This window comes from Rhodococcus sp. OK302 (genome assembly GCF_002245895.1).
GTDB lineage: Bacteria > Actinomycetota > Actinomycetes > Mycobacteriales > Mycobacteriaceae > Rhodococcus_F.
Window position 1 is genome coordinate 740,628 of record NZ_NPJZ01000002.1, and the last position, 25,939, is coordinate 766,566.

At 60.3% G+C, this 25,939-nt stretch carries 22 protein-coding genes and 2 pseudogenes; 20 read left to right on the forward strand and 4 right to left on the reverse strand.

Features of this window, described 5'->3' with window-relative positions:
- Positions 1 to 192: 192 nt before the first annotated feature.
- The 5 genes from BDB13_RS31435 (at position 193) to BDB13_RS31455 (ending at position 6,903) form a co-directional block, all read left to right on the forward strand.
- Entirely contained in the window at positions 193 to 1,050 is an 858-nt protein-coding gene (locus BDB13_RS31435; RefSeq protein ID WP_254923160.1) for an ABC transporter ATP-binding protein, read from the forward strand.
- Positions 1,047 to 1,949 carry an ABC transporter permease gene (locus tag BDB13_RS31440; protein ID WP_094275864.1) on the forward strand — a complete coding sequence of 301 codons (903 nt, stop codon included), beginning with the start codon at positions 1,047 to 1,049 and terminating at the stop codon, positions 1,947 to 1,949. Before BDB13_RS31435 ends, BDB13_RS31440 begins: the two co-directional genes overlap by 4 nt.
- A 94-nt stretch (positions 1,950 to 2,043) precedes the next feature.
- Positions 2,044 to 3,186 (forward strand): ABC transporter substrate-binding protein, encoded by a 1,143-nt coding sequence (locus tag BDB13_RS31445; protein ID WP_094275865.1) that lies wholly within the window; start codon positions 2,044 to 2,046, stop codon positions 3,184 to 3,186.
- Positions 3,187 to 3,228: 42 nt separating this feature from the next.
- Positions 3,229 to 3,726 (forward strand): flavin reductase family protein, encoded by a 498-nt coding sequence (locus BDB13_RS31450; protein ID WP_094275866.1) that lies wholly within the window; start codon positions 3,229 to 3,231, stop codon positions 3,724 to 3,726.
- Positions 3,727 to 3,954: 228 nt separating this feature from the next.
- On the forward strand, positions 3,955 to 6,903 hold the full coding sequence (locus BDB13_RS31455; protein ID WP_094275867.1) for a BTAD domain-containing putative transcriptional regulator: 2,949 nt from the start codon (positions 3,955 to 3,957) through the stop codon (positions 6,901 to 6,903).
- Here the strand turns inward: BDB13_RS31455 and BDB13_RS31460 are convergent.
- From BDB13_RS31460 to BDB13_RS31470, 3 genes are read right to left on the reverse strand one after another with little or no spacing between them, the layout of a single operon-like run.
- Positions 6,866 to 7,660 carry an enoyl-CoA hydratase/isomerase family protein gene (locus BDB13_RS31460; protein WP_094275868.1) on the reverse strand — a complete coding sequence of 265 codons (795 nt, stop codon included), beginning with the start codon at positions 7,658 to 7,660 and terminating at the stop codon, positions 6,866 to 6,868. The genes BDB13_RS31455 and BDB13_RS31460 overlap by 38 nt on opposite strands.
- On the reverse strand, positions 7,657 to 8,787 hold the full coding sequence (locus tag BDB13_RS31465; protein ID WP_094275869.1) for a citramalate synthase: 1,131 nt from the start codon (positions 8,785 to 8,787) through the stop codon (positions 7,657 to 7,659). Before BDB13_RS31465 ends, BDB13_RS31460 begins: the two co-directional genes overlap by 4 nt.
- A gap of 4 nt (positions 8,788 to 8,791) precedes the next feature.
- Complete coding sequence (locus tag BDB13_RS31470; RefSeq protein WP_094275870.1) at positions 8,792 to 9,934, reverse strand: alcohol dehydrogenase catalytic domain-containing protein; 1,143 nt, start codon at positions 9,932 to 9,934, stop codon at positions 8,792 to 8,794.
- A gap of 251 nt (positions 9,935 to 10,185) precedes the next feature.
- On the opposite strand from BDB13_RS31470, the gene BDB13_RS31475 reads away from it, so the two are divergent.
- From BDB13_RS31475 to BDB13_RS33905, 15 genes and pseudogenes are all read left to right on the forward strand, one after another.
- Positions 10,186 to 10,398, forward strand: a complete 213-nt coding sequence (locus BDB13_RS31475) for a ferredoxin (protein WP_254923161.1) — start codon at positions 10,186 to 10,188, stop codon at positions 10,396 to 10,398.
- Positions 10,395 to 11,945 (forward strand): class I adenylate-forming enzyme family protein, encoded by a 1,551-nt coding sequence (locus BDB13_RS31480; RefSeq protein WP_094275871.1) that lies wholly within the window; start codon positions 10,395 to 10,397, stop codon positions 11,943 to 11,945. Before BDB13_RS31475 ends, BDB13_RS31480 begins: the two co-directional genes overlap by 4 nt.
- A 2-nt stretch (positions 11,946 to 11,947) precedes the next feature.
- Positions 11,948 to 12,271 (forward strand): hypothetical protein, encoded by a 324-nt coding sequence (locus tag BDB13_RS31485; RefSeq protein ID WP_094275872.1) that lies wholly within the window; start codon positions 11,948 to 11,950, stop codon positions 12,269 to 12,271.
- A gap of 29 nt (positions 12,272 to 12,300) precedes the next feature.
- The gene (locus tag BDB13_RS31490; RefSeq protein WP_094275873.1) at positions 12,301 to 13,059 is read left to right on the forward strand and encodes an SDR family NAD(P)-dependent oxidoreductase; all 759 of its coding nucleotides are present in this window, start codon (positions 12,301 to 12,303) and stop codon (positions 13,057 to 13,059) included.
- An 88-nt stretch (positions 13,060 to 13,147) separates the two neighbouring features.
- Positions 13,148 to 14,332: an acyl-CoA dehydrogenase family protein gene (locus BDB13_RS31495; RefSeq protein ID WP_176459838.1), complete on the forward strand. Its 1,185-nt coding sequence runs from the start codon at positions 13,148 to 13,150 to the stop codon at positions 14,330 to 14,332.
- A gap of 5 nt (positions 14,333 to 14,337) precedes the next feature.
- Positions 14,338 to 15,558, forward strand: a complete 1,221-nt coding sequence (locus tag BDB13_RS31500) for a thiolase C-terminal domain-containing protein (protein WP_094275875.1) — start codon at positions 14,338 to 14,340, stop codon at positions 15,556 to 15,558.
- Positions 15,559 to 15,755: 197 nt separating this feature from the next.
- Positions 15,756 to 16,031 (forward strand): Zn-ribbon domain-containing OB-fold protein, encoded by a 276-nt coding sequence (locus BDB13_RS33480; RefSeq protein ID WP_254923162.1) that lies wholly within the window; start codon positions 15,756 to 15,758, stop codon positions 16,029 to 16,031.
- A gap of 72 nt (positions 16,032 to 16,103) precedes the next feature.
- Positions 16,104 to 17,303, forward strand: a complete 1,200-nt coding sequence (locus BDB13_RS31510; RefSeq protein ID WP_176459839.1) for a CaiB/BaiF CoA transferase family protein — start codon at positions 16,104 to 16,106, stop codon at positions 17,301 to 17,303.
- A gap of 54 nt (positions 17,304 to 17,357) precedes the next feature.
- A complete protein-coding gene (locus BDB13_RS31515) occupies positions 17,358 to 18,908 on the forward strand; it encodes an AMP-binding protein (protein ID WP_094275878.1) in 1,551 nt (516 codons plus the stop codon).
- Positions 18,905 to 20,137 carry a CaiB/BaiF CoA transferase family protein gene (locus BDB13_RS31520; RefSeq protein ID WP_094275879.1) on the forward strand — a complete coding sequence of 411 codons (1,233 nt, stop codon included), beginning with the start codon at positions 18,905 to 18,907 and terminating at the stop codon, positions 20,135 to 20,137. Before BDB13_RS31515 ends, BDB13_RS31520 begins: the two co-directional genes overlap by 4 nt.
- Before the next feature lie 36 nt (positions 20,138 to 20,173).
- Positions 20,174 to 21,091: an enoyl-CoA hydratase gene (locus BDB13_RS31525; RefSeq protein WP_094275880.1), complete on the forward strand. Its 918-nt coding sequence runs from the start codon at positions 20,174 to 20,176 to the stop codon at positions 21,089 to 21,091.
- A gap of 4 nt (positions 21,092 to 21,095) precedes the next feature.
- Positions 21,096 to 22,202 (forward strand): acyl-CoA dehydrogenase family protein, encoded by a 1,107-nt coding sequence (locus tag BDB13_RS31530; RefSeq protein WP_094275881.1) that lies wholly within the window; start codon positions 21,096 to 21,098, stop codon positions 22,200 to 22,202.
- The gene (locus tag BDB13_RS31535) at positions 22,199 to 23,467 is read left to right on the forward strand and encodes an acyl-CoA dehydrogenase family protein (protein ID WP_217902188.1); all 1,269 of its coding nucleotides are present in this window, start codon (positions 22,199 to 22,201) and stop codon (positions 23,465 to 23,467) included. Before BDB13_RS31530 ends, BDB13_RS31535 begins: the two co-directional genes overlap by 4 nt.
- Positions 23,468 to 23,561: 94 nt before the next feature.
- On the forward strand, positions 23,562 to 24,512 hold the full coding sequence (locus BDB13_RS31540; RefSeq protein WP_094275882.1) for a phytanoyl-CoA dioxygenase family protein: 951 nt from the start codon (positions 23,562 to 23,564) through the stop codon (positions 24,510 to 24,512).
- A gap of 240 nt (positions 24,513 to 24,752) precedes the next feature.
- A pseudogene (locus BDB13_RS33905) lies at positions 24,753 to 24,833 on the forward strand (hypothetical protein); the annotation flags it as partial.
- 42 nt (positions 24,834 to 24,875) lie between these two features.
- Here BDB13_RS33905 and BDB13_RS32670 read toward each other — a convergent pair.
- A pseudogene (locus BDB13_RS32670) lies at positions 24,876 to 25,929 on the reverse strand (wax ester/triacylglycerol synthase family O-acyltransferase); the annotation flags it as partial.
- Positions 25,930 to 25,939 lie beyond the last annotated feature (10 nt).

Genomic DNA, 25,939 nt, shown 5'->3' on the forward strand with positions numbered 1-25,939 from the left:
CCCTCATTGTCGGAACGATTCCGGACCCGCGATCCGCGTCCGGCCGGGGCGTTAAACGGATTAACGTCGCCCGTAACGCGGATCTCCGTACATTTTCGCCCCAGTGCGACCGAAGACGTGTTCCGCGTCACAGCAGAGTCGGTCGTCTTTCATTCCGTCAGGCGACAAGCCCATAGCTGTGGGGAGTATTCAGTGGCTGCATTGGACGAATTGGACCGGGCGGGTCGCCCAGATGTCCTTGACAGTGCCCGGGGCAGAAGCAAGATCCGGGCCGTTGGTCTCGAACGTACATTTGATACCCCGGGCGGGCTGATGACTGCGCTCGGCCCGCTGGACCTCGAGGTGCGGGACGGAGAGTTCCTGTGCATCGTGGGTCCATCAGGTTGTGGAAAGTCGACGTTCCTGCGCATTGCCGCGGGGTTGATGGATCCGACAGCCGGCGAATTGACGATCGAACGCGACGGTACCGGGCCCCTTTCCGCGATGGTGTTCCAGGATTACAGTATTTTTCCCTGGAAAACCGTCGAACAAAATGTTCGTTTCGGTCTGGATGTGGGCCGTCACCGCAGTTCGGATTCCGATGATCGGATCGACTACTGGCTCTCCAGGCTCGGTCTCGATCAATTTCGCAAGAGTTATCCCAGTGAGCTGTCCGGCGGTATGCGACAACGAGTCTCGATTGCCAGAGCCCTGGTGGTAGATCCGGAAATATTGCTGATGGATGAGCCCTTCGCGGCGCTCGACGCTCAGCTTCGCATGATCATGCAGGACGAATTGTTGGCGTTGTGGCAGGAGCATCGACGCACAGTCGTCTTCATCACGCACAATCTCGATGAAGCTGTTTTGCTCGGCGACCGAGTATTGGTCATGAGTCAACGACCGGGCCGAGTGGTAGGCGAGTTCACCGTTCCTTTCCCACGGCCTCGAACCGCCGAGATCCGCGGCAGTGGTGAGTTCGCTGCTCTGGAACAAGAAATCTGGGCAAACCTGCGGCAGGAAGCCTACAGCGACAGCGTGGCTGCCAGCCCTGGAACAGGGGAGACCCGATGACTACGATCGATGAGAAGTCTGCGCGGCCGGGACCGTCGCCAGGAGCAGCCTCGGTAGGGGAATCGTCCAGTACGGTGACATTCCGGCCAAGGTATTCCGCCGCTGATCGGGTGCGAAAGAACCGGCGGGGCAAGATCATCGACAACTCACTGCGTTTCGGTGTTCCGATGGCGATCGTTCTCCTGTGGCAGATCGGCGCGATTCTCGATGCCTACGATCGGCGATTCTTTCCGGCACCCGTCGATGTTGTGCGGTCATTGAAGAAAGCAGTGAGTTCCGGCGTACTGCAGGACGCCTTCCTGGTCAGTGCCTACCGATTGATTGTGGGTTTTGTCGTCGGCGCACTCGTCGGATTGCTCATGGGATTCTTGCTGGGGCGTATTCCTCGACTCAATATTGCACTGGATCCCATCATCAGTGCCCTGTACACAGTGCCGAAACTAGCTGTGCTTCCGATCCTCTTGCTGATGTTCGGACTCTCAGACCTTCCTATTCTGATGCTGATTGCGGCCAGTGTCTTTTTCATCGTGGTTATCAGTACAACCGCCTCGGTGGTATCGGTGCAGAAGAACTACCTCGAACCAGCGCAATGTTTCGGCGCCACCGAGTTTCAAACACTTCGACACGTCATATTGCCGGCGTCCCTGCCTGCGGTATTCGTGTCACTTCGACTGGCTGCGGGCAACGCGGTTCTAGTGCTCATCGGTATCGAGTTCGTGCAGGGCAGTAAGGGCCTCGGCTACCTGATCTGGAATTCCTGGCAGCTCTTCGACGTGGGCAGAATGTACGTCGGTGTGGTGCTGGTCGCTATCTTCGGTGTCCTCTTCCAAATGTCGATCACCGGCATCGGCAAGATGCTCACCCCCTGGACTCGTCGTGGTGGTTCCGGTGGCCATTGACACGAGCTGCCTTGATCTTTCGAAGGCTGGAATTTCTCTGTAACGCAATGGAATTCAATCATCATGCACTGACGATCACGATGGAGGAACAAACATGCTAGACACTGACACGTCGCAAATCGACCATCCGCGAACAGGATTGCGGAACCCAAGGTCAGGTGCGCGACTACTGAAATTGGGCGTTGCCGCGACAGCCCTAGCGCTGGTACTTTCCGGATGCGGCGGCACAGGGGATCCCAGTGCACAGACGGCCCAGCCGACACCGGAAGCATTTGCGGTCACGGGCGATCCGCTGGCACCGAACCCGCTGCCGGAGAAAACAACCATCGTGGTGGGCGTCGGCAAGCAATTGGAGGTCTACGCCCAGTACATGATGGCGCTCGCTGAAGGTGAGTTCGCCAAGGAAAACCTTGTCGTGGAAACCCAGGACGTACTGGAATCGGACAAGCTTGCGCTGCTGTCGCAGGGCCGGATGGACCTCGGATACAACGCGATGACAGCTGGATTGCTCAATCTGATGGCAACCGGTGCAGGGATCAAGGTGGCGTTCCCCGGTGCCGCCTATGCACCCGTGTCCAAGCAGGGGTACTGGTTCAACAAGGACGCATTCGGTGCAGATGGTCCGCAGGCGTCCGAATTGAAGGGCAAAACTATTCTGACTCCGTCAGGGAACGCGAGCATCTCCGCGTATTACCTTTGGCAATGGGCCCACAAGAACGACCCGTCTCTGCAGTTGTCCGACCTCAAGTTTCAGGTCATGAAGCCTAACGAGATCGCGTTGGCCATGAGTAACGGTGCAGCTGATGTCGCCCAGGTGACGTCGCCCGGTTCGGCAATGTTGGACAAGGATCCTTGCTGTGTATTCGTCGATACCGATTTCCCGAGCTATACCTTGGTCGGTTGGGTCGGAAGTGAAAAGTTCCTGAACGAAAAGCCGGATGTTGCGATGGCCTTCTTCCGGGCTATTGCGCGAACGCAGCGGAGCTACCTGCAGGGCGACTATCACGCGAATCCCGATGTGGCGGCAAAACTGGCCGATCAAATGGGAATTACGACTGACCGAATCAAAGAACTGCCCAATCTCTTGTTCGATTCGAACTTCGGCCTCGGTGAAAAGAACTTGGAAGCACAGGCGTACTGGCGGGAGTTGGGACTGCTCACCTACCCGACGGATATGACAGCGGATCAGGTGTACGACACCCGATATGTGGATGTTCTCGGAGGGTCGACGAGCTGACGTTCGCCCGCATGAGTAATTCGTCTGACAGAAGGAGTTTCGATGATTGACACCCCGCCACCTACCGTTGATTCTGAATCACTTCGTCGTACGTACGGCTGCTTCCCCAGTGGCGTCGTGGCGTTGTGTGCGCACGATGGTCGGAATCCGATTGGTATGGCCGCGAGTTCATTTACGTCGGTGTCACTTGATCCGCCACTGGTCTCGGTTTGTGTTCAGGACACGTCCACCACCTGGCCACGACTGCGGGCTAGCAGGAGGATAGGAATCAGCGTTCTTGCCGAGGGGCATGACGACGTGTGCATGTCTCTCTCTCGCAAGGATGGAGATCGTTTCTCGGGGGTGGAGTGGGGCGCAGCGGCTGAGGGTTCCGTCTTCGTGCACGGTTCGACGGTGTGGCTCGACTGCGTTGTCGACAAAGAAGTCGAGGGTGGAGACCACACGATCGTCCTGTTCCGAATACTTGGAGTACAGGCGGACACCACTGTAGAACCTCTGGTGTTCCACGGAAGCCGGTTCCGGCTTCTGACCGGCGCGTGACGTGATCGGCAACTCCACAGATAGCCGATTGCGCACGATGCCGGGGTCCTCGGGGGTGCAGAAATTGTTGGAAGCGGAACGCATTGAGTCCGAGGGCGTTTGGTTTGTTACTTTGCCGTATGTTTAACTTCATGTTAGGTATGTAAAGTGACAATTCTCATACCGAACTCTTTCGGATCAGACAGTGCGAGTGCCGATAGTGAAGAACCGGGAGGCCCGCGTCCCTGGATGCGGGTACTTGGGGAACCGCCTGCCCTTGCGGCCGTTGTCATCGAGCGAGCGAATGTCGAGAATGCCCTTGTCGGGGCATTCTCGCAGGCGCCCGCCGTGGAGCTCATTGCCGGTGCCGGGTCTGGAAAGACAACGGCTGCAGTGCTTTACGCGAACAAGCGATCAAATTCGGTCACTTGGGTGACCTTGACCTCGGAACTCAGCGCTCACGAACTCGAGACCGAGCTCGATAGGGCGGTTCGCGAAAGTGCAAGCGCAAGCAAGGAAGAAGACGATCGCCGCGATGCTTGGCATACAGCCCTCGTCGTGATTGACAACGCCGAGATTATCGCTGATCGTCCGGACATCGGATTCATCGTGGACGAATTGCTCCAGAGAATCGGTAGCGGCCCGGATGTCCTCCTCCTGACTCAGCGGCATCTCGGTGCGGCAACAGGTGAGTTGATCCTCCGAGGGCTGTGCAGCGTGATGACTGCTGACGACTTGCTGATCACCAAGCCCGATGTAGTCGAACTGGCTAGGAAGCTGACGCCATCTCGCACGGTCGACTCCGAGGCGATCGTCCAGAAATCGGTTGGTTGGATCGCAGGCGCCGTACTGCTCATGAGATTCGACTGCCCGATGCCGACGACGGTATCGCCAATTCTCGTCGACTACATCGAATCGAGTGTGCTCGATGTGCTGCCCACCGCGGGGCAGGACCTTCTGCTGGCAGGGGCATTGCTAGGGCGGATCACCCGACACGACAGCGCGGGGCTGCTCTCGACGCACGGCGAGCGCATTTTCGCGGCACTGCGCGGTTCCGGGCTGCCGATGCTCAGAGTCGAGGGCGACACCTTGGTATACGGGCCGATGTTGAGGGCTTGCCTACTCGAAATATTGCCTCGACGTTACTCAACGAGGCTGTCCGAACTGCGCCGACGTTTCGCTTTCTATCTCAGCAATGCCGGGCGCTTTGACGACGCCGTCGAATGGAGCATGGGCGCTGGCGAACCGCAGCTCGCCGTTGAAGCGTTGGAAGCAGGGATTCGGTGTGCCCCCGACCTCGCTGTATTTAGTGATCGAGTCGAGAGATGGTCCGGCTTGATCGGCGAATCCTATGTATCGAACAGCGACGTACTCACCGCCTGCCTGCTTCGTGCATTACATGCGCGACGAAGCATCGAGCGTGCGGTAACCCTCATTCACCAGCTCGAAGAAGACTCCCGGATGGACAATATCCTTGCCGTGGATCCAGGAATTATCGGAATAGTGTTGTGGACGTTGCACAGTCGGCCAGGAGAGGCTGAACACTATGCACAGGGAGCTCAGGACAATCATCGAGCAGACGCCGTGCGATTCATGCTCGCAGCGACCAGCGGAATCGAACCGGCATTACCTCCGCTCGACACGCGGTGGGAAAACATGGCACCCATCGTCCATTGGGGGATGCTGTGGCAGGGACGGTGCGATGACATCGTGGATTCGCTGGGCAGCCTCGATTCGGAGGACAACCCGAATGTAGTCCTCGCTTCGTTGTGGACCGGACGGATGGATGTGGCTGAGAGTGCCCTCGAACGGATTCCCGAAGAACGCAGCGGGCGTCCGCATGCGGAATTCGCTCGGGCAGCAATCGCCATTGCCAAAGGTAATTGCGCAGAAGCACGGCAGATACTCCGGAAAAACGCAGACGAAGCCCGAAGGACAGGCGGCCAGAACCACTTCGAGGTTCTGGCAGCATGGGCAACCCTCAAATCCGGCGCACCTGCAGAGGCTGCGGCGTTGCGGCAGAGCCTGATCGACATGGACGGCGGTGAGCGACGTGCGATCAGCGAATGGGCGCGTCTCGTGGTCGGTGTGGCACTTCTGGAACTTGATCACCCGAACGACGCCATGATGGTGTTACGGCCGGCAGTGGATTCGATGTGTCGTGCTCGCAGACATCTGATGCTTCCCGCCGCAGGCTACGCATTGGCGGAGGCATATGTGCGTATGGGCGACGACGTCACCGCAGCATCAGTTCTCGCCGATATTCGTCGGAGAGCGGGAACCCACGGCAGCAGCTACTGGGCCGAAGAAGTGCTGCAGAAATGCCCTCGATTGCAGGGTGGGATGCTGCTCAACCAGCTGGCCGTCGCCGAAGTACACGCAGAGCCGGAGTTTCCGCAGTTCGCGGCATCGGCTGGTTCGACAGAGGATCGGCAGCCTTTCAGAGTGGAGTTGTTGCCGTTCCACGAACCGCCGCTGATCGTCGTGGATGGTGTCGGATCCTCGGCGCGGAGGTTGAAGGTTGTCGAGTTGATCGCCGATCTGTCACAGCATCCGGACGGCATCGAAAGATCACGATTGCAGGAACGCCTTTTTCCGGAGGTGGGGCGAAGCAAAGGAGGAAATCACTTCCGGCAGATCGTTTTTCGGTTGAGGGAGTTGACCGGTGTGCGCCTCGAACGCAGAAATGCGACTGTGGTGGCGTGGCCCGAATCAGTGAACCTCATCGCCGCGGACCGGCAGTTCGAAGCCGAAGTCCTACGCGCGAGAACAGTCAGTGCGCCGACCGACGCCGATATGCAGGTGCTGCGCGAGGCACTCGACCTTGCGCCGGGCCTCTACCTACCGGGTAGCGACCTGACCTGGGTGGAGGAACGGCGTACATATCTGTCAGTGCTGTTCGAAGAAGCAGTCACCAAGCTGTTGTGGTGGGCGGTGGAAGCCGGCGACATCGATCTTGTTCGCCAATACGGTGCAAGAGTATTGGACTTCAACCCCTTCAGCGAAGAGATCTACGGATTGCTGATCCGCGCAGAAAACCTCGGAGGCAATCGAATTGCGGCAATGGCAATCTTTCAGCGTGCTCATGCGGCGCTGGGCGAGCTCGGCCTCGAACCCGGGCCCGACCTTCGAAGGCTGGTTCAGGGTGGGCCCGGTTTGCTCAGCGACCGCGCCAGTTCGGGGCGCGCTTCTCGGTGAAGGCACGGGTACCCTCAGCTCGATCGTCGGATAGATACGGGTTAGGCCCGGCATTCAGGCGAAGGTTTGCGGGTACCGCCATCTCCCAGCCTTTCACCGTCATCTCTTTATAACGACGGAGAGAGAGGGGCGCACGGGTGAGTAGTTCTGCGACCCACTCGTGCACCCGGTCCGGGAGTTCGGATTTGGGCCATACTTGGTTGACCAGGCCCATCTGCAACGCTCTCTCGGCACCTACCTGGTCGCCGTAGTAGAGCATCTCCATCGCCAGAGCACGTGGGATGAGACGGGGCAGCACTACAGACCCGAAGTTCGCACCCATCCCGCGCCGCGACTCCGGCATACCGAATATCGCGTCGTCGGAAGCTACCCGCAAATCGCAGGCCATCGCCAATTCGAAACCACCGCCCAGCGCGAACCCGTCGACGACGGCGATGGTCGGCTTGGGTATTTCGAGTACAGCTTCGTACAGGTTGCGCGCCACTTCGATCATCGGAGTCATAGGTCTGCCTCCAGCGGAGTCGCGCGCCCGCATCTCGACCAGATCCGCTCCCACACTGAAGGCTCGACCGCCCGCGCCCTGAATCACGACCACCCAGATATCAGGATTCACACTGACTTCCACAGCGGCATTCACTATCGACCGCTTGAGGGAAGAATCGAGTGCGTTCAGACGATCCGGACGATTGAGCGTCAGCCACGCTGCGTGGCCTCGCTGCTCGAAAAGCAGGACATCTTCATGTGACGATTCGGTCATCGAATTACCTTCACTGAGTCGCGTTGTGCGCTGGTAATGGGTTCTTTCCACGGAGACAGGCCAGCGGAATACACCTGCGGGCCGTTCCGAAAGTGGCTGGCCGCGTGGATGGTTTCCACAAATGGCATGTCCATGGGGTATAGCCGCTGACCGCGCGGTCGGGTTCCAGCCAGCGGCGTGCGGCCGTGCAGTGGACGTCCGACGATTTCTGCCGCCAGCAGAGCTGAATCGATGAGACGGTCGCGATCCACTCCGGTATCGATTCCGCATTCTTCCATGAGATCCACCAGGTCCTCGGTGGGAATCATCCCAGCTGCTCGTCCATTTCCGCAGTAAGGGCAGCCGCCGATACCGCCGACGGAGGCATCGACGACTAGGGTCTTGTCCGGCGGCATCGCACGGAGCGCTGACCACGCGGAGACCAACGCCGCACCACGTTGGTCATGCAGGTGTAGGTGGATTGTGTTGACAGACGGCCATCTACGTAGAATTTCGACGACGAGCTGTTCCGTTCGCAGCGGCGTGTTCCAACCCATCGGGTCGCCAAGCCAGACGGTATCGACAACGATGGAGGCCTCGGACCACGTGCGCATCATCCGTTCGATGAGGTCAAGGTTGTCCGCTAGGGAAATATCCCCGATCCAGTTCGACCCGAAGCCGGCGCCGAGTCGAACCGTCGCCGAACTCGCTCCTTCCGCCTGCGCGCGGGCCACCGCCCCCGGCCACGCCGCAATCTCTTGTGCCTGACTGCGATTGGTGTTGCGTCGAATAAAGACGTCGCAGGCGTGGACCGTCAGGCGGGGTTGCTCGTCGACGGTCAGCGGGGGGACGAACTGTGCGCGGCGTTGGACCCCCTTGTCGTTGAGGGCCAACGCTGTGTACGTGACCCCCGGCACCGGGGTGAAGCGGTGTAACAGCTCCTCCACATCCGCCATCTGTGGAACCCACCGCGAACTGACAAACGATCCGACAACGAGATTCCGGAGCCCCGTTGTCGACAGAGCGTCGAGCAATTCCACTTTGCGCTCGACCGGGATCGACGAGTCTTCGATCTGCATCCCTTCCCTCATCGTCTCGTCGATGATGCGGACCGTGGGAAACGCAATGCCCCGAGGTTCTGTCGACATCGGCTCAGTGCCCGTTCATCGTCAGCACAGCGCGAATGTTGCGACCTTCCAACTGGTCCGAGAGTGCCCGGTTGATCTCGCCGAGGGGATACCTGGTAATCATCGAATCGAGGTCGAGAAGTCCGCGACGATAGAGATTCAATAGCGAAGGGACAGCGACCCGGGGATCGAGTGCACCGAAGAGAGAACCTCGAATTTGCTTGTTGTACAACGCGAATGACCCGATATCGATGGGAACCGGTGTTTCGCCCAATGGGCCCATCCCGACGACGACGAGTACACCGTCCTTGCCGGTGAGCTCAAGTCCGTCGTGCAGGATTTCCGAAGTGACGATGCTGGGAGTCAGAATCACCCGATCGGCGCCCTGTCCCCAGGTCAACTCGTCGACGATCGGCTTTGCATCGGCGATGCTCGCGACGGCGTGTGTGGCACCGAACGTCTTGGCCATGTCCCGGCGGAACGGCAGTGGGTCCACGGCGATGATCTGGCCGGCACCGACGTTGCGAGCACCCTGAAGTGCAGCTGATCCCAACCCTCCGGTGCCGACGACGACAACGACGTCGCCAGGTCGGGTCCCGGCACGTTCGACCGCTGAGCCCCAGCCCGTGGAAACGCCGCAGGACACAAGACATGCCGCTTCGAACGAGACGTCGTCGGGTATCGGGAGCAGGGAGCGCTCGGCCACGACGGTGCGCTCCGCGAACGTTCCGAGCTTGGCCATCAGGTAGAGAGGCTCGCCATTGAAGTGATGCCGGTGAGCGCCGTCGGCAAGCTGTCCGCGCACCATGAAATCTTTGTTGCCATTGCACAGCGATCCACGACCGGATACACAAAACGTGCACGTCCCGCAGATCGGGGAAAAGCTGGCGCACACCCGGTCGCCAACCGAGAATTTTGTGACGCCGGGACCGATCTCGGCGACTATTCCGGCGGCTTCGTGCCCACCGAGCATCGGAAACAGATCATCATCCCTTCCGGGCGCCACTCGATCTCCGCTGCGGAAATGCTCGTCGGAATGGCATAGACCAGCCGCAGCCCACTCGACGAGTACCTCACCCGCTGACGGCGGGGACACATCGATCTCCACCACTTGCCAGGCCTGATTGCGGCCCGTAACGACTGCTGCAAGGGACTTGTTCGCACTCACAGTTGACCTCCACTTCGAATGCACTGGGCCTGCTGGCTCCGGTCGCCGATTCGGCTCCCACACCCCCTATTTCACCGGAAGAGCATTATTGCGCTCGTTACCCCGAATTCGTTCGGTCATCGCAGGCGAGAGTCGTTAATGGCGTGGGTAACGAGAGACGCAGCATCCTTTGCCGACCGGCGGCATTTCCGCCACCGGTTGGTCCTTCCCCGGCTCCCGATGGACCGGGCATCCAATTCAGGAGGTGCGCCGTGTCCGTGAGGATCGAAATCGCCCGTGATCGTTGCACCGGCCATGGACGGTGCTACATGCTCGTCCCCGAACTGTTCGACTCCGACGATGAAGGCGCACCTGTGGTTCTGGTCGACGACGCCGAGTTCGCTCGGGCTGATGCCCTGACTGCTGCCGCCAACTGTCCGGAAAGTGCCATTCTCGTACGCGATCTGGCAACTGGGCTGCTATGACCATTCCGATGATTCTCGAGATGGCCGCCACCGTGTGTGGTGACCGCACCGCAGTCGGTGCGCCTGGAGCCCCGGATTGTCTGACATTCGCCCAGCTGGAAGAAATTTCCTGCGGCGGCGCACAACTCATCCAACGTTCGGGAGCTCGGCACGTCGTGTTCGTCGGCACCAACGGTCCTGGTTTCACCCTTGCCCTATTTGCCGCAGCACGCGCCGGGGTGCCGATCTCTCCGCTGAACTATCGGCTGTCTGCCGTCGAGTTGCGTAAATTGATCGAGCAATTGCCGATGAGCTATCTGATCGTCGATCCTGACTATGCGGCCGACATAGCTGACCTTGCCGAACACGTTATGGTCGGCACCGAATTCTTCGACGCGGCAGTAGCGGTCGAAGAGTCGACTCTCGATGTCAAAGTCTCACCGGGCGATGCCGCGGTCGTGCTGTTCACGAGTGGAACGACGAGTGCACCCAAGGGCGTTCTCCTCAGTCACGTCAACCTGTCAGCGTATGTTCTTCAGACGATCGAACTGGGTTCTGCCGATCCTGACGACTGCGCATTGGTCAGCGTTCCGCCGTACCACGTCGCGGGAATCGCAGCAGTGCTCACCAATACCTATGCCGGCCGCCGCACAGCTCATCTGGCCCATTTCACGCCGCAAGCCTGGTTGGACACGGTGCGTACCCATGCCGTGACGAGCGCCATGCTGGTTCCGACAATGCTTGCGCGGATTACCGAACACCTGGGCGTAAACCAGGCGCCGACGCCGTCATTGCGATCGTTGTCCTATGGCGGTGCGCGCATGCCGCAACCGGTATTGGAACGAGCGCTGGCGGCCTTCCCTGACGCAGGATTCACCCATGCTTACGGGTTGACCGAAACATCTTCCACCATAGCTATTTTGGATCCGGACGACCATCAGAATGCTGGAGACTCTTCGGATCCTGGGGTACGCGCTCGACTCGGTTCAGTGGGAAAACCCGTGCCCGGCATTGAGATCGAGGTACGCCTTGCCGACGGATCGCCGGCACCGGTGGGGACAGTGGGAGAGCTGTTCGTCCGTGGACCGCAGGTATCCGGCGGATATGTGGGCGCGGGTAGCGCACTCGATTCCAGGGGGTGGTTCGCGACGAGGGACATGGTCCGGTTGTCTGCTGACGGATATATATATATCGAAGGTCGTAGCGACGACACCATCATCCGTGGTGGAGAGAACATCGCACCCGCGGAAATCGAGGATGTGCTGCTCCGCCATGAGCACGTCCGGGAGGCGGCGGTGGTCGGTCTGCCCGACGAGGAATGGGGTGAACAGATCGCAGCGGTCGTTGTACCTGCCCCCGGATCGGATCCCGATCCGGATGCCCTTCGGGAATGGGTGCGTTCGCATCTCAGAAGTTCGAAAACACCAGCCAGGATTGCTGTTTGGGGTGAATTGCCATATACGCCTCTCGGCAAATTGGTGCGTCGAGACGTTATCGCCGAGCTGACGGCCAACTGGACCGACGAAGTTCCCACAAGCACCCGACAGAATGCGACAGCGAGGAGCTGACAATGACGAACCTGACGACACTTGCATCCGGCGCGCGGCTGCGAAGTCAGGCGTGTACGACCGAGGTGATCGTTATTCGTCCCGGGACCGGTGTAGTACAGGTCACCTGCGGCGGCCAACCGATGGTCGACGTGGACGCAACGATTCCCGCAGGACTGGTCGTTGATCCGAACCTGAACTCCGGCAACGTGATCGGAAAACGCTACACGGCAGACGCGGATCCGACGATGGAGGTGCTGGTGACCAAAGCCGGCGCCGGCACCCTAGCCGACGGAAGTAATCCACTGATCGTCAAAACCGCGAAAAACCTTCCGGCGAGCGACTGAACTCGCATGAATGCACCTGGGGAGAACCAATGAACGACTTGTTGAACGGCAGGACCGCCGTGGTCACCGGCGCAGCCCGCGGTCTGGGACTGGCCATGGCGAGAGGATTCCTCGAACACGGAGCCACTGTTGTTCTCGCCGACCTGGACGAAGCCGAGCTTACGGATGTCGTGCACCGGTTGGGCGAGGACGGATTGCACCGAGCGGTGGCGATGACCTGTGACGTGTCGAACGATTCGTCGATGGCGGCACTGGCCGGGCACGCGGCCGATATGCAGGGCGGACTCGACATCTGGGTGAACAACGCCGGGATTCTCCGCAACGGAACGATGGCAGAGGTTGCACTCGAGGACTTCAAGCTTCTGATGGATGTCCACGTGCAGGGAAGTTGGCTCGGCTGCAAATATGCGGGGATACACATGGGTGACCGCACGGGCAGCGGAAGTGGCTCGATAATCAATATTTCGAGTATCGGCGGCAAGGCCGGCCTTCCTGGACAAACTAGTTACAGCACAGCGAAATCCGCGATTCTCGGATTGACGAAAGCTGCGGCGAAAGAGCTCGCGCCGAGAAATATCAGAGTCAACACCATTCTGCCCGGAATTATGCGCACAGCGATGGCGGAGCAGCTCGCTGCCGAGGATCTCGCCTCGCGGCTCGTTGACGTTCCGCTGGGTCGAATCGGCGAACCACACGAGATCGCCGATGCAGCAGTTTATCTCGCCTCCGACATGTCGAGCTTCGTTACCGGAGCTGCACTCGAAGTGTCCGGCGGGCGATTCATGTGATTGCCCCGATCTTAACGGCAGCCGTAATGCCCTAAGGCGCAAGCTGTTACCAGCTCAATCAGTGCACAACACGACGGAAGGATCCACGATGCAGACCAGCCCAGCAGGGACGGTGACACGATCGACCGACACCCATGGTGTCCCGCTCGGAATTGCGGATCCGGTGGAACGCGCTCGATTCGTGGCCCCCGCCATACGAGCGGCAGCCGCCGAGGTCGAGTCGAACGGCACGATGACCGACGACGTTGTCAACCTACTCACCGAAGCCGAGCTGTTCTGGTTGCTCGCGCCTACCGAGGTCGGCGGCGGCGGCGCAGAAATTACGCAGGCGCTTGCCGTTACCGAAGAGATCAGCGCAGCAGACGGCTCGATCGGTTGGAGCCTGATGGCCAACATGTCGGTGACCGGCTTCAGCGGTGGGCATTGCGCGGAGACCGCAGTGGACACGCTATTCCGCGGGTCCGAAAAGGCAATCATTGCAGGCATGTTCGCTCCGATGGGTAAGGTCACCGAAGTCGAGGGTGGCTACAGGGCCGGTGGTCGATACCAGTTCGGCAGTGGTACAGGCCATGCGAGTTGGATCGGCGGCGGCGCCCGGACCGGTGCGAACAACGAGATCGAGTTGATCTTCATGGTCCCTCGGGAGCAGGTCGAATTCCTCGGAAACTGGGACGTGCTCGGTTTGGTCGGCACCGGCAGTTACGACTACGAGATTCCCCAGCAGTTCGTCTCGACGGACTTCACGGTCCAGCGCACAGGCGCAAAGCCCTTGCGCGGCCAGTCTACCCAGCATCTCGGATTGCAGATCATGGGATCGTCGGGACATGCAGGCGTAGCGTTGGGCATCGCGCGACGCGCATTCGGCGAACTTCACGGCATCCTGGCTGCCGGCAAGAGTCGACCCGGAGTGCTTCCCATCATCGAACAGCAACTCTTTCAGCATGATTTCGCAGTCATGGAAGGCAAATTGGCCTCCGCGCGAGCATTCTGCTTCGATGTCTTCGACGCCGCACAGCAGAGCGTCAATGCCGGCAACGAAGTATCGGACCTCGAGTACCAGAGGGTTCGACAGGCGTCGACCTTCGTAACCGGCGTGGCGCGTGAAGCAGTAGAATTCGCCTACGCGTGGTCGGGAAGTAAGGGTCTACGCGGCCCCAACGCCCTCGCACGGTGCGTGCGCGACATCCACGGCGCCACACAGCACGTCTACGTGGACCCGACGACGATGGTTTCGGCTGCGCCTTCGGTCTTCGCTTCGTACGCCGAGCACTGATCGGGATGGCTGTGACCGAGGCGGGACGTTCACTGCGCGGCAAGGTCGCCATCGCCGGGATCGGCGCCAGTGATTACTTTCGGCACGGAGGTTCATCCGAATCCGAGTTCTCGATGGTATTGCGCGCGATCATTGCCGCAGCGGAGGATGCCGGGATAGAAATCGGCGAGATCGACGGGTTCGTTGCGTATTCGAATGACGGCAGCAACCCAGTCCGATTGGCGACGGCGCTCGGAATTCGCGAATTGCGGCTTGGTGGTATGCAGTTCGGCGGAGGCGGCGGAGGTTCCGCCGGTCACGTCGCGATCGGTGCCGCGGCGATCGCGGCCGGCCTAGCAGACTGTGTCATCGCGTTTCGCGGCTGTCGTCAGGGTGAGGTCGGACGGTTTGGTCGAGGCGTCGGATACAGCGGCAGCGGCGGCGGTCCGGAGGTGTCCGGATACGACCTCGGTGGTGCTGCCATGGGACCTTATGGGGCTTTCGCTGCGCCACATAAATATGCGTTGAAAGCCAAACGAATGTTGGCCCAGTACGGCGTCGGTCAATCCACGATGCGAGCTGTGGCGATGGCGGCTTACCATCACGCACAGTCGAATCCAGCTGCGGTGATGAAGAATCGCACGCTGACATCGGAGCAATACGATCAATCTCGGTGGATCGCGGAGCCGTACCACCTGTATGACTGCTGCCAGGAGAGCGATGCGGCAGCAGCAGTACTGCTTGTGTCTGCGGAGCGTGCACGAACGCTCCGGCAAGACCCCGTCTACATTCTGTCTGCGGGACAAAGTGGCGAATTCCGTTCCGGCGCAGGCGGAGAGAATGTTCCCGACTACGCAACTGCCGGATATCGAAGTTTGATCGATCGACTGTACAAGGACGCAGGAATCTCTGTCGAGGCAATCGATTCATTCCAGGTGTACGACAACTTCACTGCCGGGGTCGTCATGGGACTGGTCGAATTGGGTGTCTGTGGATACGAAAATGCCGACGCGATTCTGACCTTGGAAAATCTGATCGCACCCAACGGATTTGCTCCGCTGAACACGAGCGGCGGCAATTTCGCGGAGGCTTACATTCTCGGAATGGGCCACCACCTCGAGGCAGTTCGCCAACTGCGCGGCACGTCCCCCAACCAGGTAGCGGGGGCCTCGGTGTCGGTCGCGATGGGCGGACCCATGACGTCGCTGACCAGTGGTGTGGTTTACGGGACGGAGGCAACACTGTGATCGGACAAAGCAATGTGAACAAGCTTGGGGAAACTCCGGTCCCACAGGTTTTCGGAATTCCGGTGCCGCTCCCGACCGGGCTGGATCGCCGTTATCACGAAGGGCTGGTGGCGCATGAGCTAGTCCTGCAGCGGTGTCAATGCGGCGGATGGCAGTGGCCGCCCGAGGTGATCTGTTACCGCTGCAGGCGATTTGACGTGGGTTGGTCCACCACGGAACCCTCCGGAACGATTTTCACCTGGACGAAGGTCTGGCATGCAGCACACGAAGCGCTCGACACCGCCGTGCCGTACATCATCGTGGTCGTAGAACTGGAGAGCGCCGGCGGCTCTCGGCTGGTGGGCAATCTCTTGGTCGACGACGTCGAGACCATCGACATCGAGCTGGGAGCACCGGTACGTGGTGAGTTCGTCGACCATTGCGTCGACGGCAAGAACTACACCTTGTTGCAGTGGCGACTTGTCGGTAACTGATCGGACCAGAGAACAAGCAAGACGATATGCCGGTCGGCACACAGTCGGCAGGCCGAGGAGAGGCGGAATGTGGTGACCGGAACAAACGGACCCTTGTCAGGGATCAAAGTAGTTGAATTGGCCCAATGGGTGTTCGTGCCGAGTGCCGCGGCGATTCTGGCTGAACTGGGCGCTGACGTGATCCGGATCGAACATCCGAAACACGGAGATCCGTACCATGCCTTGACGACGGCGGGCGCGGCCAATTCAGCAGGTGCGCTCTCTGCTCGGTCCGCGCAGGCAAACCGAGGAAAACGCAGCATCGGAATAGACTTGGGCGCGCCGGGTGGGCGAGACGTCGCGTACTCGCTCATCCGTGAGGCTGACGTGTTCATGACAAGTTTGCGCGTCGGCGCATTGGTCAAACATGGTATGTCGCAGCAAGATTTGGCAGAAATCAATCCGCGGCTGGTGTACGCCCGCGGTGACGCCTTCGGTCCAGCGGGCGCAGACAGCGACAAACCCGGGTACGACATCACTGCATTCTGGGCGAGGGGAGGCGTCGGCGAACTAGTGACCGAACCGGACGCGCCACAATTAGCTCGGCAGCCACCGTCATTCGGAGATCGAATTGCATCGGTCGGACTCGCAGCCGGTGTCATGGCCTCGTTGCTCGGTCTCGAACGTGGCTGCGAACCGCAGCCTGTCGGTGCATCGCTGATTGGTGCGGCCGCATGGGTGACCGCCAGCGAAATTGTCTCGGGCGGTCCGGCCAAAGGCCCCGGTCAGCGGGTGGCGATGCCGCCGCTGACAGGTTCCTATCGTTGTGCCGATGGCAAGTGGATCATGTTGAACCTCATGCAATCCGAGCGATTCTGGGACGATTTCTGCAAATGCATCGGAGCGCCCGAGTTGCGCAGCGACGAACGATTCTTCAATGTGCAGGGACGAGACGGAAACGGCGCAGAACTCCGCCTCGAGCTCGAAGCAGTGCTTGGTCGTTGCACCCGCGACGAGTGGAGTGCGGCCCTCGCCGACTTCGACGGTCCGTGGGCGCCGGTTCAAGACGTGTCCGAACTGGCCAGTGATCCACAAATGGAAGCAAATGGATTCGTATGTCCGGTCGAAGGCAGTGACATGCGGTTGGTTCGTTCACCGTTCACTGTTGGTGTCCCACAACGTATTCTGCCGCGCGGACCGGAGCTGGGCGAGCATACCGAGGAACTACTGCTGGAATCGGGTTGCAGTTGGGACCAGATAGTGCGGTTGAAGGATGCCGGCGTTATCACGTGACCGCCTCGGTCTTGTCCAACATCTATATCTATCAACGTGGAAGGAGGATCGATCATGGCCCTGTCGAACTTGGGAGACGATCTCGAAAAGAAAAGTGGTGGCAGGTCCCTCGGTCTGAAATCGTGGGATCTCACGCTCAGTCGCGCGGAAGTCGTAGAGGAAATCGAGCGCACCGCCTCGCGACTGCGTGCCGAGTGCGAATGCGGCACGCGGGTGGTGTCGGTTCTGGGAAAAAATTCCGGGCGAACGCTCATTACCTACCTTGCCACCATGCTCTCAGGCGCGGCGCTGGTGCCACTCAACGCGCACTTGCAAGCGTCAGAGATTGCACACATGATCCTCGAGTCCGAATCCGGACTGCTGATCGTCGATCCCGTGCTTCTTGAGGTGGCACTGGCAGCCGCGCGCAATGCGCCCGATGTACGGGTTGTGTCCTGGACCGAGGTATCGGGAGTCGGGTACATAACGCTGAACGAATGGCTTGACGGCCCGTCGGTTGCAGAGCAGTCGACGGTGCGGGTCTCGCCACCCATCCTGTTCAGCTCCGGCACCACCGGACGCCCGAAGCGCACACTCATGCCGAGAACTATTTTCCCGCGCGGTGCCACCCTTGCCGAGTACCGCACGTGGGCCGCAGGCAATCGCTTCGTCGGCCAGGGTCCGCATCTGGTGTCCGGACCGCTCAATCACTCCGGGCCGATCCAAGCGACAGCACTGTTGGCTTCCGGTGTGCCGGTGCATATTCCGCGCCGATTCGATCCGACCGAAATTCTCGAGACAATCGAAGCCGAACGCATCGCGAGCACATTGATGGTACCGACGCATTTCGTTCGATTGCTGCGAGCGCAGTCCGAGTCGAGCAGAGAATACGACGTGAGCTCGATGCGCCTGGTAACCCAGACCGGCGCCGGCTGCCCGGAAGAGACAAAGCGGCAGATGATCGATTGGTGGGGAGAGATCTTCTTCGAAACGTACGGAGGTACCGAGTCCGGCGGCGTATGTGCAATCACGTCGGCCGAGTGGCTCGACCGTCCGAACTCCGTAGGACGCCCGGTGCCCGGGGTACGGGTGCTGGTCATCGATGACACCGGCGCTGAGGTACCCACCGGAGCGGAAGGGCGCCTTTACTTCGAGAATGCGACGGGCTTCGGTATCGAGTACGAGGATGCACCGGAGCTTACGGCGGCAGCGCACCTTCGACCTGGCGTATTCACCCTCGGCGAGATCGGCCGCGTCGACAATGACGGATACGTGTATCTCACCGATCGTGACAGCGACAAGATCGTGTCGGGCGGCGTGAATATCTACCCGGCCGAGGCTGAACGCGTATTGGCAGAGCATCCGGCAGTCGTCGATGTCGCCGTGATCGGTATCGACAACGACGAGATGGGCGAAGAAGCACTCGCCCTTGTAGTTCCGGCCGCTGACAGGCTCCCGTCTGCCGACCTTGCGTCGGAACTCGTCAGCTTCTGCCGTACGGAGCTGTCGGCGGTCAAGACCCCGCGGCAGGTTCGGTTCGTCGAAGCGATCGAAAGGACTGCGATGGGCAAGCTCAATCGGCGGGAGTTGCGTCGAGCCTTCGTTGCAACCAAGGAATTGGCATGACGGGCCCGCTGTCCGGCTTCACCGTGATCGACCTGACGCGCGCATTGTCGGGGCCCTACGCGACTCTGCTGCTCGGCGGACTCGGCGCAACGGTGATCAAGATCGAGGAACCTTCTGCCGGGGATGTCGCTCGTGGAAATGTTCCGTATCTGGGCCGAGACGGGATCAATCGTCTGCGGCACCACAGTGACGATTTGTCGATTCCGTTCCTCGAGCGCTGCCGAGGAAAGCTCGGAGTTACGCTGAACCTGAAGCATCCTGATGCGATAGAGGTCTTCGACGACTTGATCCGGGAGGCCGACATCGTGGTCGAAAACTTCAGCGCCGGTACGGCAGACCGTCTCGGTATCGGATACGACCATGCTCGTTCGATAAACCCGCGCATCGTCTACACATCGATCAACGGATTCGGGAGTGACGCGGCTGCCGACACCGGCAAGGCGTATGACCTGACGATCCAAGCCCTTTCGGGGCTCGCGATGACATCCGGCCTGCAGGGAGACGACGCAGTTCGTGTCGGACTTCCGCTAGGCGACATGATGGCACCGCTGTTTGCAGTGGCCGGAACCCTCGCAGCCGTGCTCGAGGCCAAGACCTCCGGAATCGGTCAGCACGTGGATGTCTCGATGCTGGGGGCGCTTACCTCGATGGTCGCGGTGGAACCGTGGGGAGGTTACTCAGAGACGGGTATGTCGCCACGAACAGGGAACTATCTCAATCGGCTCGCTCCGTTCGGCATTTTTCAGGCCCTGGACGGTGAAGTAGCGATCTGCGCGGCAAACGACGGATTCTTCAAACGCCTTCCCGCGGCAATGGGTATGCCGGAGTTGTTGTCGGACAGCAGGTTTTCTGAACGCGCACCGCGCGCGGCCAATGCCGAGGAAATACACCGCATCGTCGCAGAATGGGCCGCCGTACGTGGCGTCGACGAGATCGAGAAGTGCCTGTACGACGCGGATATACCGGTTTCGAGAGTCCGAACACCTGAGGAAGCAGTGTGCGACCCTCATGTACTTGGTCGCGGCGAGACCGTCGCGCTCGCGCACCCGGACTACGGAGAAGCCGAAGGCTTGTACGGCAGCGGTATCCCGATCATCTTCTCTGAAACCCCCGCCGAATTCTCCGGCCCAGCACCACATCTCGGTCAACACAATGATCGCGTATACACGGAAATCCTCGGCTACGACGATGAACGCCTCGCATCGATGCGAGAGCGCGGACTTGTCTGAGCACGTATTCGCATCCCAATCCTAAGGACACCAATCATGGACGATTACAAGTTCGTCAGCTACACCACCCTCGACGACGGTCGCGTCGTACGGATCATGCTGGACCGGCCAGAAGCGCGCAATGCCCAGAATCGGCAACTCCTGGTGGAGTTGAACGAGGCGATGCTTCGAGCAGAGGCCGATGATTGCGTCCGCGTCGTCATTCTCGGCGGCACCGGCACGATGTTCTCCTCCGGACATGACCTGGGTTCGAAAATCCGTATCGCAGAACGCGAACCCGGTCCGGATCAGCACATCACCCACCAAACGAACGGCGGCAGCCGTGTCGGAGCCGAGCAGCGAATGCTGCAGGAATGGCACTATTTCTTCGAGAACACGCGTCGGTGGCGAAATCTTCGCAAAATCACAATCGCAGAGGTTCACGGCAAGGTGTACTCGGCAGCGCTGATGCTGATGTGGAGTTGCGATCTGATCGTCTCGGCCGAGGACACCACGTTCGCCGACGTTGTCGGCGCCCGCTTGGGTATGTGCGGAGTCGAGTATTTCGCGCATCCGTGGGAATTCGGATTGCGCAAGACGAAGGAATTGATGCTCACCGGTGATTCGATCGACGCGCGCGAAGCACATGCACTGGGCATGATCTCCAAGCTATGGCCGCGGGAAGAGTTGGCGCACAACACCGAAGAGTTCGCCAAGCGAATCGCGAAGACACCGACCATGGCTTCCTTGCTGATCAAAGAGTCGGTGAACCAAACTCAGGACAACATGGGCTTCTACAACGCACTGAACGCGTGCTTCAGCCTGCACCAGATCAACCACTCGCATTGGGCGGAGGTGCACGACGACAAGGTTGCCCGTGCGCACGTTTCGGACGGGGTACCGGACTGGAAAGAAGCTGGGCCGGTGCTGCCGTCAGTAGTCGATCGGGTGGCTGCTCACCCTGAAGTGGTGTAGCACAGTGGACCTTGACCCAACGCCTGATCAGGCACTATTGCTAGAGTCGTCGGCACGACTTGTCGATGAGATGTTGCCGTTGGCTAAAGTGCGTGCAATTGCTGACGGGTCCTCGCTCGACCCCGGCTTCGTTTCGCGCGCAGCAGATCTGGGATGGTTCGCGATGCTCGTCGACGAAGGGTACGGCGGCGGAAGCGTATCCGGAGATCCGGTGGCCGACATTGCACTGATTGCGCGTTCGAGGGGTGCCCGTCTACTACCCGAACCGTTTACCGCCACCAATACGGTTGCAGCACTTCTCGGGCACAGCGGATCGGACGAGCAACGGAGTTCTATGCTTCCCGTCCTGGCATCGGGTGAGGGTACTGCAGCAATCCCGGTGGCCGGAGACTCGCTGTGGGGAGGGACAACGCTGTCAGCGGAACCCGACGGTGAGGAACTGGTTTTGAGTGGGACTGTCGTTATCGACGATCCACGTGCACGGTGGCTGCTACTTACCATGTCGATCGACGGGAAAGATGTACAGACGCTGATCGAAGTCGATCCCGGTCTACAACGACGCGCATTGAACTGTCTCGATGTGACTCGGCGGTTGGAAGAGTTAACTCTCGACGGTGTACGAGTCCCTCGAAAGGTACTGATACACGGTGGCGTTGAGCACTCTCGTACGGTTGCGAGCGTGCTGACCGTGGCAGAATCGGTGGGGGCGATGGATCGCCTGTTCGATCTCACCAGACAATACGCGCTCGACCGCATCGCCTTCGGTCGTCCAATCGGATCGTTTCAGGCGATCAAACACCTCTTAGCTGATGTCAGCCTGGTCGTAGAGTCCTCCAAGGCAGTCTTGGATGCTTCAGTTCGAGCACTGTCGGAGGGGCAAACTTACGCATCGGAGGTCAGCTCGATCGCCGCTACGTACGTAGGGGAGCGAGCAGCGCGGATGGCTCAGGATTGCCTTCAGGTGCACGGAGGGATCGGATTCGCCTGGGAACACGACTTGCATTTGTACTTACGCCGACTGACTGCGAACGCGGCATTGTTCGGAACTACTGATTTTCACCGTAGCCGGATCCTGCGTACGCACGCCGATGAGTTGCAGGAGGCACGGTGAGCACCACGGACGTTGTCGCGATCACCGAAACGGTAGAGGAGTTTCGCGCCAGAGCGCGTGATTGGTTGCCTCACAACCTCGATCGGCGGGATCGCACCAGTCCTGAACAGGATCCGCACACAGCCCAGGAGGTCGCGAGGCATCGAAGTATTCAACGACGACTGTTCGACGGTGGATTCGCCGGAATTACGTGGCCGGTCGAGTACGGAGGGCAAGGGCTGACCGCTGAGCACGAACGAGCATTTGTCGAAGAATCGGCAGCATTCGTAACACCGAATTTCGGAATTCTGAGCGTCACGACCTTCGGTTCTTGCGTGCCCACAATGCTCCGCCATGCTACTCCAGAGTTCCTCCTGCGACACGTGCCGAAAGTGCTGAAAGGAGAGGAACTTTGGTGCCAGTTCTTCTCCGAGCCTGCGGCAGGCTCTGACCTAGCCGGCATCCAAACGAGAGCAACACGCCGGCCGGATGGATCCTGGGTGCTCGATGGCTCGAAGATTTGGAGCTCGCTTGCGCATCTTGCAGACTGGGGAATGTGCCTGACTCGATCGAATTGGGATGTTCCTAAACATAAGGGGCTCACATGGTTTGGTGTCCCCTGTACGGCTGACGGGTTGACCGTGCGTCCGATCAAGCAGATCGGCGGCGGTAGCGAATTTTGCGAAGAGTTCCTCGATGCCGTGGTGATCGACGACGGGGAGAGGATCGGCCAGGTAGACGAGGGCTGGTCGGTCACCTCCACGTTGTTGGTCTTCGAACGCGGCGCTGGCCGCCCGGGAGCCACCGAAACACCGGACCTTCCTGGTGAGCTTTGTCCTGATCTGGTCGCTCTGGCCCTCGGTTGTGGCCTTCTTGGCGACGCGGGAGTTCGACGAACGCTGGTCGGGGTCCATGTCGAGGAGTACGCAGCCAAACAGCTCAAGGCAAGGATCGCAACGATGTCACGTCTGGCGAAGGTCGACGCAGGAACAGCCGCCTACGGAAAGCTGGCGCTGGCAGGCGCGAGTGTGAATCGTGCGCGTGCCGCCCTGGAAATCGGGGGAGCAGATGCAGTCATATGGGACCCGGACGTACCTGGTGCAGGGGCCGTAGCACACGACTTTCTGGAAAGTAAGAAGCCGGCGATCGCGGGCGGTACCGAACAGATGCAGCGGAACGGGATCGCGGAAAGGGTGTTGGGCCTGCCCCGCGAACGTGCGACCGATGTCGCACTTCCCTTTTCCGAAGTCTTGAAACGGGCTCGAGATTGGAGTGCCGGTTCGTAATGACAGTGGTAACGACGGGTCACCAGAATTATTTCACGACAATTTCAACATTCGACGGTGCGGTGCTGTCGGCAATTTCCGAAGGTGGTGTGTAGTGGCGTTTCCGATGAAAGAGCTTGACGTTCACAACGATCTGCTGGGCAATCATGAAAAGCTCGAGGAGGTCTATCGGGAAGAAGGTTATCTGTTCTTCCGCAACGTGTTGGACCTCGATGCCGTGGAAGAAGTCCGGTCGAAATTTTTTTCGATTCTCGTAGACGACTACGGAGTTGTCGATCGAGGGCTGGACGTCCCGATCTGGAATGGCAAGGACGTCACAGACTTTCCGGTGAAGGTACCTGAAATCTACGGATCCGGATGTTGGGAGGCGTTCACCGCGAATCCTCGCATCCACTCATTCTTCGAAGGCGTTGTCGGAGAGCCGATTACATGGGTGCCCAGTACCGAGTATCGCTTGAATCCGCCAGTGGCAATCGAACCGGACGATTTTGTCGGCGGGCGCCATCAGGACGGATTTTTCAACGAGGGTATTCCATTCCGTACGTGCTGGTTGCCTTTCTCCGACATCGACTTCGATTGTGGTGGTCTCGCAATCGCCCCGGGGTTGAGCAAGCACGGCTACCTGCACGACTGGGATTCTCCGCCTAAATACAGCATTCCCGATGGCGCAATCCCGGAATCCGCCTGGGCACGTCCCAGCGTCTATCACCCTGGTGATGCATTGATTTTCAGCGAGGCAACTCCCCACGCCGGTCTGCCTAATCGATCTGATCGCTTTCGGTTTTCGATGGATATCCGTATGTCTCCGCTTTCCGCGCCACAACCGGTGGTAGGTGTTCTGTCGGCGGTGGGAGCTGACTCCATCACACTCGACACGGACGATGGCCAGGTCACACTGATCGTCGATGAACGCTCATATCTCAGATTGAAGGACGGTGCTCAGCTACCACGGGAGCGGATGCGAGAGTTTCTCGAACTGGGCGAAAAGATGATGGCAGGAAGAAACGGCGATCGGGCCTTGGTCGTTCGTCCCCAGAAGGGGTGACGTGACGCCCGACGGTATCGAGGGCAACCCTCGGGCGTCGCATGATGCTTTCGAGGGGTCGGTAATCGATGGTCACATCATCTCGTAGATAGATGAAACATAAAGTTGTTCAGGAGGATTGAACAGAAATGTCCGAATTCCGCCCACTCCGGGTCGCGATCGTCGGCGCCGGCCCCGCCGGCATCTACGCTCGAGGAACTCGACGTGCGTATCATCTCGCTCGACCGTCCAGGATTGGGAGTGTCGACACCTCAGCCCGGCAAGTCGTTTCGCGACTTCGCAGCCGATGTCGACGAGTTCGCAGCGCTGCGTGGGTTGGGCAGGCCCGCGATGGTCGGCAACTCTCAAGGCGCGCCGTTTGCGCTTGCCTGCGCGGCGACGGGTATCAGTGGCGCGCTCGCGATCGTGTCGGGCGCCGACGAGGCGGGTGGCGAGGTTGCACATCAACACCCCGATCTCGTTGCCCGCCTTGGTTTCCTGATCATCGCTGCGCAGCGAGACGGGAACCATCGCGATCAGCGGGTGTTGCGGCAGTGCCCCCTGATCGTCCATAAAGGTGCGCAGGGCACCCGAGCACATCGCGAGTACTACGTCGTTGACGGTAGCGTCGGCGAACTTGGCGACCAGGCGGAGGCGTTCGATCGGCCAGGACCGGGCCCGCGAACCGTCGGGCGCCGCCGATCGGCACGTTGAGCATGGATTTCGGCGCGGAGAGCGAGAGCGGCCCGCCGCGGCGGCGGCGGCGGGCCCGGTCGAGGGTGCCGGCGATCGCGGGCACCACGCCGACGGCCTCACCGACGGCGCCGCGAGCTGCGCGTAAGGCCGCTGCGGGCAAGTCGAGACGGCCAGCGCTGTCGGTGGGCGGATCCGGGACCAGGTGGAGGGCGCGGCACCGGGGGGCCAGAGGTTCCCACGGGGCGGGCATTCCGGTGGCGTCGGGGTCCTCGCTGAGCGCGCTGCGCAAGAGTTTCATCGCGGACACGCCGTCGGCGAGGGCGTGGTGGATCTTCATGTACAGCGCGAAGCGGCCGCCGGTGAGGCCTTCGATCAGGTGTATCTCCCACAGCGGTCGGCTGCGGTCGAGTAAAACGGAATGCAGCCGCGCGACCAGTGTCATCAGTTCGGTGATCCCGCCGGGCGCGGGTAGCGCGTCGTGGCGGATGTGGTGGTCGAGATCGATGTCGGGGTCGGTTTCCCAGCCCCATTGGCCCAGGGTGGTCGCCGACCGTCGGGCCCGCTTACGCAGCAGCGGTGCGACGGCGTCGCGGGCGAGCGCGGCGCCGAACATCGACCGCATAGCCTGCGCGTCGGCGCCGTCCGGCGGTTCGAACAGGGCCAGGCCCCCGACGTGCATGGGGTGATCGCGGGACTCGCCGAGCAGGAACATCGAGTCGGCCGGCGGCATCGGGAGCAGCAAGATTGGGCCC